Below are 15,252 nucleotides of genomic sequence, written 5' to 3'. Positions count from 1 at the left end.
TTAGTGTGAATGGTTTCGCAGTTTTGTATGGAAAAGATAACAATCGCCACGTCTTAACGGATGCGATTGAGGAGCTGTCATGGTCTTCTGGCCGGGATGAGATCGCCCGCAGCGCGACGGTACGGTTACGCAATGCCACGGGTATAAAGGTAGCTGGTATGCTAATGTGCTTTTCGCAGCAAGTGAAAGGTTCGCTGACGAACGCCAATAACCAATTTTTCCATGGACCGATTATCAAGTATGAGCAGGATGAGTTTACAAACGCTTGGGAAATTGAGGCTCGTGAGATCGGATGGTACCTTGCTAAGAACAAAGGGACGCGTCCGTACTTGAAGGGAGAGGCGGGCGCGGAGCTGCAACGTTACATCAAAACAACCGGCATTGACTTTCGATGCCCTACCCTGGGATTTACCTTGGATGAGCGCTACGGGACAATGGCACATTCAGAGGTGATATTGGACGTGTTGCAAAAGGCATATGAGCGTAGCGGCTACCGTTACCATGTGGATGTGGTTCGTACAGAACAGAGTTTTTATTTACAGGTTAGGAGGGAAGGGACCAATAGCCGGGTCCCTATTTTTGTTCCGGAGCAACATACGTCCAGTACAGCGGGATATACGATCGAGGACACGTATACGGTCGTTACTGCGCAAAAATATAAGGATGATAAGCTGGTTTCTTCCGTTACAAAGACGGCAGCAGGAGCAGTTAAGGCGATGGGACGGATGGAAGAAATCATTGAGGTGGAGGAGGACGAGACTCCGGCAACGGTCGCAGCTCAGCGACTAAAGGCTTTATCTGTTCCTAAACAGATCAAAAAAATCACCGTAAAACATGAGGACCACACACTTTCCGGACTGCGGGCCGGTTGGCTAGTGCTGATCAAGACCGATCATGTATCTAAATGGATTGTGGAGAGTGCAGACTCAAGCTTTAAAAACGGGATTTACACGTTGCAGTTGGTGCTTGAGAGGAGGGAAGCCTAGTGCTGAACGAAGCATTGAAGCTGTTACGGGATAAAACAACGGGTCACATCGATGCCAAAGATACAGAGCGGGCCACGCTGCTAAGCTGGCCGGTCCCAAGAATTGAAGTAGATGGGGACCCATATCCTTATGAAGCAGATAAACTAATCTTTGCAGATTACCTGCAGGAGAAGCGTACAGAAGTGACCTTTGAGGTTGAGCAGCCATCGTTCTCTGTACTGAAGGGCGTTCTGGTCACACCGAGCCCTCTGCAGGTTGGTGATCGATTGATCGTATCTCGCATGACTGGGCAGCGTTATTACGTGCTTGGAAAGGAAGTGACAAGCGTTGGTTGATGAAGATTTTTTTCCTGAACTAGACTTGTCTGAGGTGGATGAGATTGAGTTAACAGAGTCTATCGACTCCGCCACGAAATGGACCTACGTCATAGACTATCGAAATCGAAGAGCAGCCTTTACCGATGATGGTCGTCCCAGAAAGACAAAATCGTATGAAGAATACCTGGTACAAACGGCCATGAAAATACTTAATACAGAACGGTTTCAGTACGTCGTATATGGAGAGGATATTGGCGTCGAGAAATCGGAGTGGCCGAGTTGGGAAGATGCTGAAATAAAGCGTGACATTGAGGAAGCTCTGACCGCTCATATCGAAATCGAACAGGCAGAGGTATTGTCCATGCAGCGAGTAGGCAGAGACATGCACTTGCAGATCTCATTGACTGGCCTAGTAGGAATTGCATTGCTGGAGGAGGAGATTACACTATGAATGTGAAATTAACAGATCTGCCAGCTCTCCCACCGATGGCAATATTAGAAGAAACACCTGAGGATATTTACCGTCGGTGGGTGAACAGGGCCATCACACTGGCAAAAGAAAGAGGTATGCCCCCGCCGCCCACGGACGACGGAGAATACTTTTATGATCTATGGTATCCAATTGCTATGGAAATCTCTGAGCAGCAGGAACTTCTAACCTACGCCTTTATCCAAGCTTTCCCGATTTGGGCAGACAATGAGTTTTTGGATGGTCACGGTTGGTCAGACGGAATACCCCGGAAGGAAGGGGAGGACGATGACACGTACCGTATGAGACTGCTTGACCGTGCCTTTGCTGAGGAGGGGAGCGGGCGTCAGAAGGATTATGAGGCGTGGGCGAAGGAAATGGAGGGGGTTGGAGGTGCGATTGCCCGTGAAAAGGAGCGACATGATAATAGCATTGATCTATATCTGACCGATCTACAAGGTCAGCCGATCACGGAAGAGTTTTCTGAAACGGTCCGAGCATGGATGTGGGAAGAACGTCGGATCGCTGGTCATGACCTGCAGGTACATCCTGCACCTGTGTTTACTCTACACATAGAGGCAAAGCTAACGACTACAGTGGACTTAGTGAGTCTGAAGGAGCCAATCCGCAAGCGTATCATGGAATATGCCGCGGGACGTAACAAGCTGATGTACAACTATGTGGGAGCACTGCTGCTGGTCAAGGGTGTGGAGGACTATAGTCAATTCAAGCTAAATGATAATACGGAGGACGTGGTGGTGAAGAACAATTCCGTGTTGCAAGTTGAGGTGATTCTAACATGATTCCTCTGCGTTATAGGGAGATGTTGCCACCGTACATGTATGAAATAGACATGGTAGAGCGGCACTTTATGGTTATGGAACAGGAAATAGATGAACGGGAAAAAAAGATTGATGACATAGGGGATCAATTTATTTTACAGCGCGCCACATGGGCGTTATCTGCTTGGGAATGGATATATTTCCGGCAGGAGTCGGAAGAGACATTGGAACAGCGCCGAGAGGGCATACGCCGCAAAAGATGGGCCAAGAGACCCTTTAAGCTTTCGGCACTGAGGTTACTTGGCGCACAGCATGGGAAATTGTTGAACGTCATTGAGGCATTTGAAGAGAAGGAGATTCATTTTGAATTCGCAGCCAACTCCCCCATTGATGTGGCGGGGTTGTTTGCTGATTTTGAGTACATTCGCCCCGTTCACATTAACAGATCCGTGCCGGTGGCCAAAACCACAACCCCGGCAATCGTGTTGAGCGGTCAGGCTTACCAGTACAGTATTGATTTCCCGATCTGTGGATTTGAAATGCCGCAGGAGCCGGGAACAAGCGGTGTCTTGGCAGCTCAGAGCATTACAGTGGGCGCTGCATCGACACGTGCCAGAATAGATAGCCCAATTACAGGATTTGAATTACCGATGCAAGGAGGAACGCCATAATGGCAGATATTATTCAGCCGCTGTTGCTCGACTACGTGGTTGCTGATGTGGATTCGCATTTTGACCATGCACTAGTTAACCTCAGCGGTGAGTTGGTTCAATATCCGATCCATAACACCGTTATATCAGGACGATCAGTACGGAAATATGTATTTCTGCAGGACACTGAGGTCGTCGGAAAGCAGATCCTTGGAGCGTCTTTAATGGACTCTGAAGGTCGGACGCTTGCGAACCAGACCATGAATGTAGTGAAGAACGATCAGGGATTTCTAATCGGATTTGAATTTAGTATCAAGCTGGAGGTGAAGGCAATTGTATAACAAACAGGAATGGAAGGACGAAATTCCGGACATGACCCGTCCGATTAAGGACGCATCAGGCAAACAGCAGACTGATCCACAGACCGGGCGCCCGCTGTTTGAATTGGTTCAGGCAGGGACCCGTATTACTTCAAATCGACTTAATACGATGGAGGGCGGGATTGAAGGGGCGTACATGCTGGTGGAGAAGTTGGCCAAAGAAATCGGGGGTAACTTTGTTGCTGATGTGGATGGAGTCATGGGATTACAATGTAGTGCCCAAGGTCTTACAGCTAGTTGGACCCAGGGTGTGGCTTACGTTGGTGGGAAGAGGTTTGAAGTTCCAGCGGGTAGCATGGAATTAAATCCAACTCAAGGACAATATTTGTATTTGGACTTGGACGGTACGATAAAGAAGACAACATCTGAAGCAACTGCGGCAACTGCTCTTTTACTTTGGTATGTAGCCACTGACACCAGTGGAGTTATCACCTCTACAGATAAACGAAGTACGGTAAACATGGCTGAAATCCTTAAAAAAATTGAGAACATTGACGTAGATATCCCTGAATCATCTCTTACACAAAAGGGTATCTCTCAGTTATCAAGCGCTGTAAATAGCACGTCTGAGACGCTAGCAGCTACGCCTAAAGCGGTCAAGACAGTTAACGATGCTCTAGTTACACATAAGGCGGATGTTACGTCTCATGTGTATTATGGGGAAGATTCCGGAACCGCAAACAATAAGGTGGTATCAATAGACCCTTTAGTTACCACATACACGAATGGTTTGTGTGTAACATTTAAGAATAAAGTCCAAAATACATCTTATGTAGACTTAAAGGTTAATGGGATGAAAGCGGTCAACCTACTTAAGGCTAAAGATGTTCTTTTAAAGCCAGGGGCTTTAAAAGTGGATACATTGTATACTGCAAGGTTTGTTGATGGAAATTTTTTCTTACAGGGTGAAGGAGGTGAATATGGAACAGCGGAAGCGGCACAGGTACTAGTAGGGCAGACCATTGGAACAGAGGCGGGGCTTGTAACGGGTACTATGCCTAATGTTGGGGAGATAACGATTAATCCGTCGAGCTCTATTCAATATATCCCCAAGGGCTTTCACCCTGGGACAGGTAAGGTAAATGCAACAAGAGTTAACTCTAGGAGTTTTACAACACCTGAGATACCAGACGATACCTATCATCAGATGATGGTGAGTGATCTCGGGGGTACCAAAATGATTTCAGCAATGGCGGTTTCAGGAGCGGTTTATTATGCCGCCGCTTCTCTCCTAAGTAGTGGGGATTACGGTTCTATATATAATCGAAGCTCTGATAACGGAGTGATTAGTATGACTATGGGTCCCCATTACTTAACCATATTTAATAACACTAGATATGGGACTAGTATCGGAGGACATATAGTATTCACATAATGAAATGAGGGTAGCTCAATGAATGCAAAAGAATGGGTCAAACAAAACTATAAAATCACTACAGACGCACAACATATATGGGAAGAAATTCATGGTGTTGGTAATGGTGAGGGGATACATTGGGAAGGAACGGGCATGACAACAAGTCTATTTACTTTTCTAAAACTTTTTGGTGATGTAACAGATTCGGCTTTAGATATCAGTACCGATAAAGACTTTGTTAGACAAGCCATTATAGACTCCGACCCAGAAAATATTCATTGTTTTAATAACTTACTCTAAGGAGGGTATGACACGTTTTTTTTGCCAGAGTAAATAGAAAGCACATCAACAGCACCTTAGATGGTGTATTTTTTATGCCCTCATAACTATGGGGGCTATTTTTATATATGAAAGCGGGGAAATGATATGGATGAAACTACAGAAATTTTACAACGGTTGACTCGAGTAGAAACAAAGTTGGACGCTCAACTGTACGCTAAAGATATTGCTCAAGAAGCGTTACAGTCTACTAAATCAGCCCACCGGCGGCTTGATGAGATTGAAGGAAATCAGAAGTGGTTGTGGCGCACAATTGGCGGCTCTGCTATCGCTATTGTGATGGCTGCTTTAGTGACTGCAATTAAATTAGGGGGGCTATAAATTGGCCACACTTGAAGAATTGAAAAAGAAGTCTGCTGCAGAGATAACGGACAGGCTTAATCCGGCCGTGAAACTTGGGCTGGAAAAGCTTGTTGAACGTTGCTATGCAAGAGGCGTAGAGATCCGTATTACATCAGGTTATCGTTCCGCGGCTCAACAACAGGCTATTTATGATCAAGGTCGTACTACGGCAAGTAAAGCTAAAGGAGAAAAGATAGTATCTAATGCTCAACCTGGATACTCCATGCATAACTACGGTTTAGCCGGCGATTTTGTCTTAACCAAAAATGGCTATGACCTAACTGCAGATAGCAATCATAATGGCGTATCTGATTGGTTGGAAGTTGTCACACAAGCGAAGTTGCTAGGATTTGAATGGGGTGGGGATTGGATCAGCTTCAAGGATCGCCCTCATATTCAGATGGCTTTTGGTCTAGGTGTCACGAAGCAGTTATTAAAAGGCATACGACCAACTCAGGCGCAAATAGATGATACTATCAAAAAAATAAATGCATTGGAGGATGATTCAGATATGGCTACGAACAAAGAATTAGAAACAAAGGTGCAAACTCAAGCTGAAGCAATTGAAGCACAGGAGAAGCGTATGTTGGCACTAGAGAAGCGTGTTAATATCATTGGAAATCAAACGCCTCCTGATTGGGCGCATGAAGCTCTGGTAGCTGCCAAGAAAGCTGGGGCAATCACAAAGACGAATGATAAGAGTTACGCAGAGATTGTAACTATTCAGATGATGTACAATCTTGGTTTGTTTAATAAGGAGGACAAATAATATGCAAAAGAAAAGATGGCGTAATTATGCTTTGTGGATTAGCGTGGGTTCACAAGTTGTCCTATTGCTTCAGTTAATTGGACATTTAACTGGTGTATTTGATTTGACAGATATTATGAAACAGGATCTTCTTACTGTTCTGAATGTGTTCCTTGGGTTGCTGGCTACGTTGGGTATTTTATCAAACCCTACTAAGCCGAATAGTGGTGGATATAATTTGTAGATTTTGAGCCCTGCTGACTTCGGTCGGTAGGGCTATTTTTTTATTTATGGCATTATGTTAAATGAGAGATTCTAGCACAAGTCGTTCTTTTAACCCAGCTTCAACAAGGTGTTTTTGTGCAATACTGATGCAAGTTTCATTAATTTTCTCGATATCTGCCATAAGGTCTGGTGTATTTAAGACTTCTTTCAATCCAGCAAGCTGTTCACGTTTTAAAAATAGGTACTGTAGCTGCTTAATTTCAACTTCGTAATGTAGCTCGGCAATGCACTCTTTATTAGCTTCGAAATTATCAAAGAGAAGTTCTCTTTCATTTTTTGTTACAGTAATCTCTTCCCACTTAGATTCCATTCTTTGCGTAAAGTCCATATTTATTCAAAGCTCCTCACATTTTTTTATTTTTCACGCTCCATACCAGGCGCATTTCGAATTTCATAATTTCTCATCCTCTTCATCACCTATACATGCTTTAAATATATTTAAGTCTAGATCTAGCAAAACGGCAATCCGTACTAATTCAGTGGAATTGAAACGATTTTTAGTTACTTTTAAAGAGAAGGTGACTGGCTTTATATCCACCTGTTCAGCCACCCATTTATTTGTTCGTCCCTGCTTATCTATTTCGTCCACAAGCATTTCAGCGATGTTCATTACAGTCAACCTTTCAATACAAGGATTAGAGCGATAACACTAATGATTAATCCAGCAAAACTCATTATGAAACTTGCCTTATTAAGTTTACTCATAACATGTATCCTCCTGATATATGATATAATTTATTTGGAGAAGAACATAACCCCCGTTACAATCCACCCCTTTCGGGGTGAATCGTAACCCTCAACTGTTTTACTTCTTAAGTAGTTGAAGTATTACTGTTATGAGGCTAATGATTGCTGTCACGAGTGTCATCAGGACCGTCAAGAACTGGACGACATCTTTGACTTCTAGGGGGTTACGTTTACTTCTCCTTTTTTGTCTCAATTTTTCTTCCTCCTTTCTAAATTAATTATAACATATTATTATACTAAAGTAAATTAATTATTATACTAAAGTATAATTAATAAAAGAACAGCATCATAAATAAGACCACAAAGGCATAACGCCAATGTGGTCATCAAAATGAAATTCCCAAGCGCTTGGGAATATGCCTGCTGGAGTGTGTTGCAGGGTCATTTATTTACCGTGTAGCCCTTACTAATCCCTAATTACTACATAAGATATGAGGTACCTTAAACCAAAGGAGGTTGTACTCATGAGTGAAGTTCTTGGAGGATACGGCAGAGGTTGCGGTGTTGGTGGAAGCACAGGGGCAATTTTAGTTCTGTTCATTTTGTTGGTTATCATTACCAGTGCGTTCTGTTTCTAAACTAATGTGTATTCTTAAATAACCTCATACGATATAAGAGACCACAAAGGCATAACGCCAATGTGGTCTCTATTTTTGTGTCTATTAATGTAGTATCTGAACAATCCGTTCTATGTTAGTAATATCCTTGTAAGGAATCCACGTTGGACCTTCTGACGTTCTTATCTTAGCGCGTTCAGGATAGGTTGATACTTCTGCTACTCCGCTGATTACCTCGCCGCTAGTGAGCTTTATAGTTACCCTTTGATTACTAGATGCAGCTATATGTAATTCTTCTCTAAAGTTCATTCAATCACTCCGTTCATACATTCAATATTCTCTCAAATCAAGAATAAACCCTTCTTCCTTGGAAAAACAATTCACTTGAATAAAGAACACTCGTTCGCATATAATACAAACAAATGTTCTTATTAGGAGTGAATAACATGCCAGTGAAGTATCTTGGGAAAATCATCGAAATCATGTATATGGACCAATCAGGAAAGATCACGCAGCGGCGCATCGAAGTAAATAGTATCCGTAACGGATTGATAAGAGCCACCTGTCTAATGACTGGATCACCACGCACATTCCGTATCGATAACATATTAGCGTGGCAAGCCCCAAGAACAGCAGTACGGGAGGCGGTCTAATGCTTGCTGATGCAGAGCGTAAGCTATTAAGGGTGCTATATAACTATTCTAGACGGCACAATGTAAATCCGACAATGGGAGATTTGGAACGACTGACAGGCAGGAATATGAACAGCATACGGGAAAGCCTGACAGAGTTGGAGAGCCTGAACTACATCTTTTGGGAAGACAAAGCTTCAATGAGTACGATTCTGATCATTGAAGGATGGGAGAGAGAGGAGAGCAGACCTGCAGCTCCTTCTCCATCTTCAAATGAGAACACCAACTACTGGATGGAACATTAAAGCGAGCGGTCTCTATGAAGTGCGCCCCTTATAATAGACATCGGATAAACCCGAGAATATATCCGGATAAATTTAAATTAGGTATGAAAGAAGGGCATTCCCAAATTACATCAGGAATGCCCTTCTTAAAATTGGATTTGACCCCATGCTGGCACATTGTCAATCATTTGGATACTAGGCTTTTGATCAATAACGACCAGGTATTTAATTCTTACTATTTTTATTTTGCAATATTAAATAAACCACAAAGAGGATTAATGTTATAATACCTAATTCATAAATCAGTCTTATGAGATCTAGTTGATATCGTGGTGTATAGTTACTTATTGTAAGGTATTCATCTTGTAGTTGCCATAATGGAGCATATTTTTCTTGATCAATTTTTTGGTCTGGCCCCCATCTTAAGATTACTGGAACACGTAATACTCCAACTATAGATACTAAAATCAAATAGATAGAAAGTAATATTTTTTTAATATTCAAGGAGATAAATTCCCACCCTTCAATTATTTTATAATTAGGTATCTCAATTCCCTCCTTCTATTAGTATAAGACAATAATGTAATTATATTCTATTATTTTGGTATATACAGGAATATTTTTATGATATATACTAAACATTGTTATAAATAGGAAAAATATGGAGGTTGATAGAATGAAAATTAAAAAAGCATTATCTTCTGGTATTTTGTCTCTAGCACTTTGCTTGACAGTTAGTTCAGTTGCCTTTGCATCACCAGGAACGTCCACCGATGACCAAACAAAATCTCTAATGGCATCCACACCAGATCCCTATCCTCTTCGAGTGCCAATTCCTAGCTCAATTCAATCAAATTTGAAAGACACTGGCAGTACATATTCTATTACTGACGAAGCGCAATTAAAACAAATTGCAGAAGACGAGGGATTGGATGAAGTTCCACTAAGAATAGAATATGAATATATACCAAATACACCTGTTCCTTCCCTGTTTCCAATTACGGATTCCCTATCTCCACTAGCTGCTAGTGTTTATTGGGTTAAGACAAACGACTTGGGTCATGGCCATTATTCCTCAGCTACATTATTTAGAGATTACGTTATTGATGGACCTGATACTTTTAAGCAAACTGTGAGCCAAGAGGTTTCTGGTTCATATGATGGTAGTTTTGGAGCTAATATTTCTATTATAAGTGCAGCTGTTAAATTTACGATTGGCAGAAAAGATACATCGACTTGGGAGAGTAATACACCTGTTCCTGCTAAGCAAAGACTGCACGCTGAACTCTATACAACATATCATAAGGTATGGTACAGCGTTTATTATGGTATTCAAGGAAATCCAGCGTCTCCATGTTACGGAACTGGATATGCCATGGACCCATCTGGAGCGTTTATTAAAAAGACTTTTACCGCTATATAATATAGAAAACAAAAAAATCGCCCCTACGCATGATCTGTGAAGGGGCGATTTTTTTGTGCTATATAACAAAAAAGAAACATCAGCAGTACACATTCAATCTAAAGATTACAGTTTTAATATCACTATTATATCAACAAATAATTTTACTTCATTAATATGTCTATTGGATGGTCTTCTTCTATTTGTCTCCCAGCTTCTAATTGTCTTTACATCGGCACCAAAGTGCTCTCCAGCCTCTTCCAAGGTCAGACCTTTATAATATCTGGCCTTTTTGATTTGATCTCCCAATGTTTCTTCATTCATATCTTCATAGCAGCCCAAAAAATGGATAGGCTTTTTCAATACAATAGATATCTTTCGTAGACTGCTTAGGGATGGGGGATGGGTATTCCTTTCCATCATGCTAATGGCTTCAGGTGTTAATCCTGTTTTAGTAGCTAATTCCCTGATAGTTAAGTACTCTGATTTACGTGCATAACGAATACGATCACCAGGAGTCTTGTTGACTTTGGCTCCTGAGCCCAATATATTCAGTGATGTCTTCTTCATTACACTCATGCCTGAGGTGTTATCTGCACGGACAAGGATTCATCGACGCAGCAAGCAGAAAATGTGCAGGGAATGTGATGACAGCTTTGGCCCTGCTAATCGTTACAGATCGATCTTCTAAAGGTTGTCGTAATACTTCAAGTACGTTGCGTGAAAATTCTGGTAATTCATCTAGAAATAGAATACCGCGGTGAGCGAGACTAACTTCACCTGGCTTCGGAATGGTGCCACCTCCAATTAATCCACCTGGAGAAATCGTATGGTGTGGAGAGCGAAAGGAACGCCGATGGAGCAGTCCGGTATCCGTTTCCTTTAACTTACCGGCAGCACTGAATATTTTGGTTGTATCCAATGCTTCTTGTTCTGTTAAAGAAGGGAGTATAGTCGGTAAACGCTTGATGAGCATCGTCTTTCCTGTACCCGGAGGACCGATTAACAATATATTATGCATCCCAGCAGCAGCAATCGTTAGCGCGCGTTTAACATGTTGTTGGCCTAAGACGTCGGAGTAATCTTCATATTTGTTGAGACCGTTGTTAATATTGGCGGCGGAGTAAGATAGACTGGGGGTAACTTCTAGAAAACTTAACGAGGATAGAACCATAGGGTCGTCGCTTTCTTTTCTTGATCCTTTAGGTCTAGGTGCGCTCTGGTAAAGTAATTGCTGTAGATGCGTAAGGCTATATATATGTATCCCCGCGATAAGTGCCGCTTCTGCTGCATTCTCGTGGGGAAGAAGTACACCATGGAATCCTTCTCGCTTAGCTCGATCCACCATAGATAAGACACCTGTTACAGGTCTTAGACTTCCATCTAGGGCAAGCTCACCAATGATTAACAATTTGATCTCTGTTGGAAGAATAAGTTGATTACTCGTGACAAGAATCCCAAGGGCAATAGCAAGATCAAAGGCCGATCCTTCTTTTCGTAAATCTGCAGGAGCAAGGTTGATCGTAACTCTTTGCATGGGGAAACGAAACCCACAATTTTTAATGGCAGCTCGTACGCGTTCGACAGCTTCTCGGATGGCTGAATCGGGTAGGCCAATGATAGAAGTCTGTGGAAGACCATTGGACAAATCTACCTCTACTTCGATAATAACCCCGTCAATTCCATATAGACACGCACTATGCATTTTACCGTACATAACAAAAAACCTCTTTTCTGTTTATGACATAGATTAGGGCATCATGTCGCATTAGAAAAAAGGTGCTTCCATTTTTTCGGAAATGATAATATTAGACAAATTGTAGAACCATTGTATGATGTTGTCAAGTGAGTTATTTTATTTGTATTTTACACAATTTAAATTACGTAAATATAATGTGTTATGGGTATATTTATAACAATTAACATGAAACATTGGCATGAATATGCTAGAATTAATGAAGAAGAGGTAGGTGATATCAAGTTATGAAAGATGAATTAACAATGAATCATATCCCTGAACCCGATCCGCACTTGTTACTGGATAACCAGCTTTGTTTCACGATCTATGCATGCTCTAGGGAAATTACAAAATTGTACCAACCCACGCTAGAGAAATTGGGGGTAACCTATTCTCAGTATCTAGTACTGCTAGTGTTATGGGAACATAAGGAGCGTACGGTTAAAGAGTTGGGTGAAGCGCTCTATCTGGATTCGGGCACTTTAACACCCCTTCTGAAGAGAATGCAGGCTGCAGGACTTGTTCATCGTGTTCGATCCACAGAGGATGAGCGTAAAGTGAACATTACTTTGACAGATAAAGGTTGGAATCTGCAAGAGCAAGCGGTGCATATACCTGAAGCTATATTTCAACACGGGTGTGTCTCAGGAGATGAGTTCCAAAATCTACTCTCCCAATTCAAGAATTTACTAGATCGAGTTCATGAGTCTAATGTGCGGACAGGTCATAAATAATCGTACAAATAAGTAGAGGGTGAAGGCATTATATAGTAATGTCCATCATTCCTTTTTTACATATATTCCCAACCATTCGCAATTAGGAATGAAAACGATATCAAAAGAGTGTGTATTAAAGTGTAATAATTAAGGTAAGCGTTTTATAATCATGTTACAATAAGTTGGGTTTATATTTTTTTCCAATTAATTATTCGATGTCATTGTCTCGTCTTGTTGCAGTCATGTTGATAGGAGGATCTCGTAAATGAATATCCATGAATATCAAGGAAAGCAAGTATTAAAACAGTATGGAGTTGTCGTTCCTAACGGCAAGGTTGCTTATACGGTGGAAGAAGCTGTAGAAGCTGCGAAATCGCTGGGAAGTCCGGTGACGGTAGTGAAAGCGCAAATTCATGCAGGTGGACGAGGAAAAGCTGGCGGCGTTAAAGTGGCAAAAAGCTTGGATGAAGTTCGTACTTATGCAGAAGAGATTCTTGGTAAAGTACTAGTGACTCACCAGACAGGACCTGCAGGTAAAGAGGTCAAACGTCTTTTAATTGAAGAAGGCTGTGATATCCGCAAAGAGTATTACGTCGGAGTCGTTGTAGACCGTGCAACTGGACGTGTCGTAATGATGGCATCTGAAGAAGGTGGCACAGAGATTGAGGAAGTGGCAGCTGAGACACCTGAGAAAATCTTTAAAGAGATCGTGGATCCAGCGGTTGGTCTTCAATCATTTCAAGCTCGTAAGCTAGCATATGCTATCCATATTCCTAACGAACTTGTAAACAAAGCGGCTCAGTTTATGATGGCATTATATCGAGCTTTTGTTGATAAGGATTGTTCTATTGCAGAAATTAATCCATTAGTTATTACAGGAGACGGACAAGTTATAGCACTAGATGCCAAGCTTAACTTCGACTCTAATGCACTATTTCGTCATAAGGACATCCAAGAGCTTAGAGATCTAGATGAAGAGGATCTGAAAGAAATTGAAGCCTCTAAATACGATCTTAGCTATATTGCGTTAGATGGCAATATTGGATGTATGGTTAATGGTGCTGGACTTGCAATGGCAACGATGGACATTATTAAATATTATGGTGGAGATCCGGCGAACTTCCTGGATGTAGGGGGCGGCGCTACTACGGAGAAAGTAACGGAAGCTTTTAAAATTATTTTATCTGATGAGCAAGTCAAAGGAATATTTATCAATATCTTTGGTGGTATTATGCGTTGTGATGTTATTGCGAATGGTGTCGTTGAAGCCGCAAAACAACTCGGTTTAACACGTCCATTAGTCGTCCGTCTCGAAGGTACGAATGTAGATTTGGGTAAGAAAATTTTGGCTGAGTCGGGACTTAATATCGTTGCTGCGGATTCTATGGCTGATGGTGCACAGAAAATTGTCTCGCTCGTAAAATAATTACTTTTAAATCGATAGGGGATGTGAAGTAATCGTGAGCATTTTAGTCGATAAAAACACAAAAGTTATCACCCAAGGGATTACGGGTGCTACAGGTCTATTCCATACCAAAGGAGCTCTGGATTACGGAACTCAAATGGTGGGTGGGGTAACGCCAGGTAAAGGTGGCACGGAGGTTGAAATTACGTTAGAGAATGGGGAAAGCGTTAGCTTACCTGTATTTAACACTGTTGTAGAAGCTAAGGCTGTTACAGGTGCAACAGCAAGTGTAATTTATGTTCCGCCAGCTTTTGCTGCAGATTCCATCATGGAAGCGGTGGATGCGGAATTGGATCTAGTGATTTGTATTACTGAGGGTATACCTGTACTTGATATGATCAAAGTATCGCGGTATCTTGAAGGTAAGAAAACAACACTGATTGGACCGAACTGCCCGGGTGTTATTACGCCAGGGGAATGTAAAATTGGCATTATGCCAGGTTATATTCATATGAAGGGACACGTCGGTGTCGTTTCTCGAAGTGGAACGTTGACGTATGAAGCTGTTCATCAATTGACAACTCGCGGAATCGGTCAATCTTCAGCTATAGGTATCGGTGGAGACCCTGTTAAGGGATCAGAATTTATCGATATTCTAAACCTTTTCAACGAAGATCCGGAGACCTATGCCGTTATTATGATCGGTGAGATTGGCGGAACTGCTGAAGAAGAGGCAGCTGAATGGATTCGTGATCATATGACGAAGCCGGTCGTAGGATTTATCGGAGGTGTAACTGCTCCTCCTGGTAAGAGAATGGGACACGCAGGTGCCATTATTTCTGGAGGAAAAGGGACAGCGAAAGAGAAGATTGCCAAACTCGAAGAGTGTGGTATCAAAGTCGCTCCTACGCCATCGGAAATGGGATCTACATTAGTTAGCGTTCTAGAAGAACAAGGGATTTTGGAAAAGTGTACTGCACAATAATCTAATGATTTTTGTGTAATCAATAACAAGGTAAGCAACCTTTTTTCTCTTATATGAGGAAAAGGTTGCTTCTTTGCGTTTATTTAGTTCTATAGAACTATTTCGAGAATGGTATTCTCGACATTGAGGAG

At 42.0% G+C, this 15,252-nt stretch carries 24 protein-coding genes and 1 pseudogene; 18 read left to right on the top strand and 7 right to left on the bottom strand.

Annotated features, from left to right (window positions below):
* Positions 1 to 5 precede the first annotated feature (5 nt).
* The 11 genes from UB51_RS12795 (at position 6) to UB51_RS12745 (ending at position 6,614) form a co-directional block, all read left to right on the top strand.
* Positions 6 to 986, top strand: coding sequence for an XkdQ/YqbQ family protein (locus UB51_RS12795; protein WP_044877623.1), 981 nt, complete (start codon positions 6 to 8; stop codon positions 984 to 986).
* On the top strand, positions 986 to 1,321 hold the full coding sequence (locus tag UB51_RS12790; protein WP_044877622.1) for a hypothetical protein: 336 nt from the start codon (positions 986 to 988) through the stop codon (positions 1,319 to 1,321). The genes UB51_RS12795 and UB51_RS12790 overlap by 1 nt, the downstream gene beginning before the upstream one ends.
* A complete protein-coding gene (locus UB51_RS12785; protein ID WP_234405432.1) occupies positions 1,314 to 1,754 on the top strand; it encodes a DUF2634 domain-containing protein in 441 nt (146 codons plus the stop codon). The genes UB51_RS12790 and UB51_RS12785 overlap by 8 nt, the downstream gene beginning before the upstream one ends.
* Positions 1,751 to 2,575 (top strand): baseplate J/gp47 family protein, encoded by an 825-nt coding sequence (locus UB51_RS12780; RefSeq protein ID WP_044877621.1) that lies wholly within the window; start codon positions 1,751 to 1,753, stop codon positions 2,573 to 2,575. Before UB51_RS12785 ends, UB51_RS12780 begins: the two co-directional genes overlap by 4 nt.
* Positions 2,572 to 3,225, top strand: coding sequence for a putative phage tail protein (locus UB51_RS12775; RefSeq protein ID WP_052675910.1), 654 nt, complete (start codon positions 2,572 to 2,574; stop codon positions 3,223 to 3,225). The genes UB51_RS12780 and UB51_RS12775 overlap by 4 nt, the downstream gene beginning before the upstream one ends.
* Entirely contained in the window at positions 3,225 to 3,545 is a 321-nt protein-coding gene (locus UB51_RS12770) for a hypothetical protein (RefSeq protein WP_044877620.1), read from the top strand. Before UB51_RS12775 ends, UB51_RS12770 begins: the two co-directional genes overlap by 1 nt.
* Positions 3,538 to 4,959, top strand: coding sequence for a phage tail protein (locus tag UB51_RS28535; RefSeq protein WP_052675909.1), 1,422 nt, complete (start codon positions 3,538 to 3,540; stop codon positions 4,957 to 4,959). The genes UB51_RS12770 and UB51_RS28535 overlap by 8 nt, the downstream gene beginning before the upstream one ends.
* Before the next feature lie 18 nt (positions 4,960 to 4,977).
* Complete coding sequence (locus UB51_RS12760) at positions 4,978 to 5,241, top strand: hypothetical protein (RefSeq protein WP_044877619.1); 264 nt, start codon at positions 4,978 to 4,980, stop codon at positions 5,239 to 5,241.
* A gap of 126 nt (positions 5,242 to 5,367) precedes the next feature.
* Entirely contained in the window at positions 5,368 to 5,601 is a 234-nt protein-coding gene (locus tag UB51_RS12755) for a hemolysin XhlA family protein (protein ID WP_044877618.1), read from the top strand.
* Position 5,602: 1 nt separating this feature from the next.
* Entirely contained in the window at positions 5,603 to 6,391 is a 789-nt protein-coding gene (locus tag UB51_RS12750) for a M15 family metallopeptidase (RefSeq protein ID WP_044877617.1), read from the top strand.
* Position 6,392: 1 nt separating this feature from the next.
* Positions 6,393 to 6,614, top strand: a complete 222-nt coding sequence (locus tag UB51_RS12745; RefSeq protein ID WP_044877616.1) for a phage holin — start codon at positions 6,393 to 6,395, stop codon at positions 6,612 to 6,614.
* A gap of 57 nt (positions 6,615 to 6,671) precedes the next feature.
* On the opposite strand, the gene UB51_RS12740 is transcribed toward UB51_RS12745, so the two are convergent.
* The 3 genes from UB51_RS12740 to UB51_RS29295 all read right to left on the bottom strand — a co-directional run bounded on the left by UB51_RS12740 (position 6,672) and on the right by UB51_RS29295 (position 7,595).
* Positions 6,672 to 6,983 carry a hypothetical protein gene (locus UB51_RS12740; protein ID WP_044877615.1) on the bottom strand — a complete coding sequence of 104 codons (312 nt, stop codon included), beginning with the start codon at positions 6,981 to 6,983 and terminating at the stop codon, positions 6,672 to 6,674.
* A 63-nt stretch (positions 6,984 to 7,046) separates the two neighbouring features.
* On the bottom strand, positions 7,047 to 7,265 hold the full coding sequence (locus tag UB51_RS12735) for a hypothetical protein (protein ID WP_044877614.1): 219 nt from the start codon (positions 7,263 to 7,265) through the stop codon (positions 7,047 to 7,049).
* Positions 7,266 to 7,460: 195 nt separating this feature from the next.
* Positions 7,461 to 7,595 carry a hypothetical protein gene (locus tag UB51_RS29295; protein ID WP_267884702.1) on the bottom strand — a complete coding sequence of 45 codons (135 nt, stop codon included), beginning with the start codon at positions 7,593 to 7,595 and terminating at the stop codon, positions 7,461 to 7,463.
* Between the two features lie 271 nt (positions 7,596 to 7,866).
* On the opposite strand from UB51_RS29295, the gene yjcZ reads away from it, so the two are divergent.
* The gene (gene yjcZ, locus UB51_RS27845; protein ID WP_044877613.1) at positions 7,867 to 7,980 is read left to right on the top strand and encodes a sporulation protein YjcZ; all 114 of its coding nucleotides are present in this window, start codon (positions 7,867 to 7,869) and stop codon (positions 7,978 to 7,980) included.
* Between the two features lie 84 nt (positions 7,981 to 8,064).
* Here the strand turns inward: yjcZ and UB51_RS12725 are convergent, their stop codons facing one another.
* Positions 8,065 to 8,268 carry a hypothetical protein gene (locus UB51_RS12725; protein WP_044877612.1) on the bottom strand — a complete coding sequence of 68 codons (204 nt, stop codon included), beginning with the start codon at positions 8,266 to 8,268 and terminating at the stop codon, positions 8,065 to 8,067.
* Between the two features lie 137 nt (positions 8,269 to 8,405).
* Here UB51_RS12725 and UB51_RS12720 point away from each other — a divergent pair, with 137 nt between their 5' ends.
* Together UB51_RS12720 and UB51_RS12715 are read left to right on the top strand one after the other, a co-directional pair.
* Complete coding sequence (locus UB51_RS12720; RefSeq protein WP_044877611.1) at positions 8,406 to 8,612, top strand: hypothetical protein; 207 nt, start codon at positions 8,406 to 8,408, stop codon at positions 8,610 to 8,612.
* Positions 8,612 to 8,896, top strand: coding sequence for a LexA family transcriptional regulator (locus tag UB51_RS12715; protein WP_044877610.1), 285 nt, complete (start codon positions 8,612 to 8,614; stop codon positions 8,894 to 8,896). The genes UB51_RS12720 and UB51_RS12715 overlap by 1 nt, the downstream gene beginning before the upstream one ends.
* Positions 8,897 to 9,100: 204 nt before the next feature.
* Here the strand turns inward: UB51_RS12715 and UB51_RS12710 are convergent, their stop codons facing one another.
* Positions 9,101 to 9,379, bottom strand: coding sequence for a hypothetical protein (locus UB51_RS12710; RefSeq protein WP_044877609.1), 279 nt, complete (start codon positions 9,377 to 9,379; stop codon positions 9,101 to 9,103).
* A 172-nt stretch (positions 9,380 to 9,551) separates the two neighbouring features.
* Between UB51_RS12710 and UB51_RS12705 the strand changes: the two genes are divergently transcribed.
* Complete coding sequence (locus UB51_RS12705) at positions 9,552 to 10,298, top strand: hypothetical protein (protein ID WP_044877608.1); 747 nt, start codon at positions 9,552 to 9,554, stop codon at positions 10,296 to 10,298.
* 105 nt (positions 10,299 to 10,403) lie between these two features.
* Here UB51_RS12705 and UB51_RS12700 read toward each other — a convergent pair whose 3' ends face one another.
* Positions 10,404 to 10,847 (bottom strand): helix-turn-helix transcriptional regulator, encoded by a 444-nt coding sequence (locus UB51_RS12700; RefSeq protein WP_052675908.1) that lies wholly within the window; start codon positions 10,845 to 10,847, stop codon positions 10,404 to 10,406.
* 25 nt (positions 10,848 to 10,872) lie between these two features.
* Positions 10,873 to 11,994 (bottom strand): annotated as a pseudogene (locus tag UB51_RS12695) (YifB family Mg chelatase-like AAA ATPase); the annotation flags it as partial.
* A gap of 284 nt (positions 11,995 to 12,278) precedes the next feature.
* Between UB51_RS12695 and UB51_RS12690 the strand changes: the two are divergent.
* The 3 genes from UB51_RS12690 (at position 12,279) to sucD (ending at position 15,121) form a co-directional block, all read left to right on the top strand.
* Positions 12,279 to 12,749, top strand: a complete 471-nt coding sequence (locus tag UB51_RS12690) for a MarR family winged helix-turn-helix transcriptional regulator (protein WP_044880113.1) — start codon at positions 12,279 to 12,281, stop codon at positions 12,747 to 12,749.
* 247 nt (positions 12,750 to 12,996) lie between these two features.
* Positions 12,997 to 14,157, top strand: a complete 1,161-nt coding sequence (sucC, locus tag UB51_RS12685) for an ADP-forming succinate--CoA ligase subunit beta (RefSeq protein WP_044877607.1) — start codon at positions 12,997 to 12,999, stop codon at positions 14,155 to 14,157.
* A gap of 34 nt (positions 14,158 to 14,191) precedes the next feature.
* Entirely contained in the window at positions 14,192 to 15,121 is a 930-nt protein-coding gene (gene sucD, locus UB51_RS12680) for a succinate--CoA ligase subunit alpha (protein WP_044877606.1), read from the top strand.
* Positions 15,122 to 15,252 lie beyond the last annotated feature (131 nt).

The sequence above is a fragment of the Paenibacillus sp. IHBB 10380 genome (assembly GCF_000949425.1).
Lineage (GTDB): Bacteria > Bacillota > Bacilli > Paenibacillales > Paenibacillaceae > Paenibacillus_AQ.
Note: the sequence above shows the minus strand (reverse complement) of the source record. Positions and strands in the feature narration are given on the sequence as shown.